This is a genomic window from Loktanella sp. DSM 29012, assembly GCF_900110705.1.
Taxonomy (GTDB): Bacteria; Pseudomonadota; Alphaproteobacteria; order Rhodobacterales; family Rhodobacteraceae; genus Loktanella; species Loktanella gaetbuli.
Genome location: NZ_FOEJ01000001.1, coordinates 1 through 2,500 on the forward strand (window position 1 = coordinate 1; position 2,500 = coordinate 2,500).

Annotated in this window: 1 tRNA gene and 2 rRNA genes (1 of these 3 cut by a window edge); all 3 read right to left on the reverse strand. The window is 53.6% G+C overall.

Annotated features, from left to right (window positions below):
- Positions 1 to 208: 208 nt before the first annotated feature.
- Positions 209 to 285, reverse strand: a tRNA-Met gene (locus BMX27_RS00005).
- A gap of 49 nt (positions 286 to 334) precedes the next feature.
- Positions 335 to 449 (reverse strand): 5S ribosomal RNA (rrf, locus tag BMX27_RS00010).
- A 217-nt stretch (positions 450 to 666) separates the two neighbouring features.
- A 23S ribosomal RNA gene (locus BMX27_RS00015) occupies positions 667 to 2,500 on the reverse strand (it continues 998 nt past the right edge of the window).

The following is a 2,500-nucleotide window of genomic DNA, read 5'->3' on the forward strand; positions in this document are numbered from 1 at the left end:
TCTGTTCTTCCGTGAACCTTGATCGCTTCATCGTCCGTCTCCTTTACAAGGAACAGACTAACCCCAAATCGCGGACTTTTTAGGGGAGCAGGTCAAGGGGAGCAGGTCAACGCGACTACTGCTTCCACATTGCTTCCACGGCGGTTGCGCCAACGCAAAAAGCCACCCGAGGGTGGCGTTTAAGGTATTGATATTATTGTGTAAGTGTTGGTTGCGGGAGTAGGATTTGAACCTACGACCTTCAGGTTATGAGCCTGACGAGCTACCGGGCTGCTCCATCCCGCGACAGTGTTTGATTTTGATCGTTTGAGAGATACTGAACCGTGCTTATTAGGTGTGGCGATGACTTACTCTCCCACGTCTTGAGACGCAGTACCATCAGCGCAGTGGCACTTAACGGCCGAGTTCGGGATGGGATCGGGTGTTTTGCTCACGCTATGATCACCACACCAAAAAAGCACGGTGGATCGCCCAGGCGATCTACCGAGTGCGCAAGGCACGGTTGCTATGCAACTGTGCGGCGGCACCGGGTTGATCACCTGGGCGGTTCCGTATCAGCAACCGGGTCCGTTTTCACGGTCGATTGTCGTTCCAAGAATAAGCAACTGATGTTGTGTGTGTATGTATTCTGATTTGGTCGTCGTAAAAGCATGGCTTCTACTGGATCAAATCAAGCCTATCGAGCCATTAGTACCAGTCAACTGAACACATTGCTGCGCTTACATCTCTGGCCTATCGACGAGGTGGTCTACCTCGGCTCTCAGGGATATCTTGTTTTGAAGGGGGCTTCCCGCTTAGATGCCTTCAGCGGTTATCCTGTCCGATCATAGCTACTCTGCACTGCCGTTGGCACGACAACAGATCCACCAGTGGATCGTTCACCCCGGTCCTCTCGTACTAGGGGCAACTCTTCTCAAATATCCTACACCCACGGAAGATAGGGACCGAACTGTCTCACGACGTTCTAAACCCAGCTCACGTACCTCTTTAAACGGCGAACAGCCGTACCCTTGGGACCTGCTCCAGCCCCAGGATGAGATGAGCCGACATCGAGGTGCCAAACGGTGCCGTCGATATGGACTCTTGGGCACCATCAGCCTGTTATCCCCAGCGTACCTTTTATCCGTTGAGCGATGGCCCTTCCACTCGGGACCACCGGATCACTATGGCCGTCTTTCGACTCTGCTCGACTTGTCAGTCTCGCAGTCAGGCTGGCTTCTGCCATTGCACTCAACGAGCGATTTCCGACCGCTCTGAGCCAACCTTCGCGCGCCTCCGTTACAATTTAGGAGGCGACCGCCCCAGTCAAACTACCCACCACACAGGGTCCCGGATCCGGATAACGGACCGCGGTTAGACATCAAGCAATGCAAGGGTGGTATCTCAAGGGAGGCTCCACGAGGACTGGCGTCCCCGCTTCAAAGCCTACCACCTATCCTGCACATGCATGGCCTGATGCCAGTGTGAAGCTGTAGTAAAGGTGCATGGGGTCTTTCCGTCTAACCGCGGGTAACCGGCATCTTGACCGGTAATTCAATTTCGCTGAGTCCACATTTGAGACAGCGGGGAAGTCGTTACGCCATTCGTGCAGGTCGGAACTTACCCGACAAGGAATTTCGCTACCTTAGGACCGTTATAGTTACGGCCGCCGTTTACCTGGGCTTCAATTCGGAGCTTGCACTCCTCCTTTTAACCTTCAGGCACCGGGCAGGCGTCAGACCCTATACGTCGTCTTACGACTTCGCAGAGCCCTGTGTTTTTAGTAAACAGTCGCCACCCCCTGGTTTGTGCCCCCGGCCTCTACTTGCGTAAAAACCGGGCCTCCTTCTCGCGAACTTACGGAGGTATTTTGCCGAGTTCCTTAAATGTGGTTCTCTCAAGCGCCTTGGTATTCTCTACCAGTCCACCTGTGTCGGTTTAGGGTACGATCTTAAAGGAGGGCTATTTCCAGGGACCTGTTGGCAGCCCATTCAATCCGATAAGGATGAACTACGTCTCAGATCCGTCACCACTCCACGGCCCAGGAATATTAACCTGGTTCCCATCGACTACGCCTTTCGGCCTCGCCTTAGGGGTCGGCTTACCCTGCTCAGATTAGCTTTAAGCAGGAACCCTTGGACTTTCGGCGAGGGAGTCTCTCACTCCCTTTGTCGCTACTCATGTCATCATTCTCACTAGTGATCTCTCCACCCGATGGCTCACGCCCGGGCTTCATCGAAAGCTTCGCGTCTCCAATACTGGCGAACCAGTTAAGGAGACAGGAAACTATGTCACACTACGCTCTGCTACCGCGCACATAAAGTGCACCCTAGACTTCGGCTCATGGCTTGAGCCCCGTTACATCTTCGCCGCAGGACAGCTTATTTAGACCAGTGAGCTGTTACGCTATCTTTAAAGGATGGCTGCTTCTAAGCCAACCTCCTGGTTGTTTTGGCCGTCCCACCTGCTTTCCCACTTAGCCATGAATTAGGGGCCTTAGTCGTAGGTCAGGGTTGTTTCC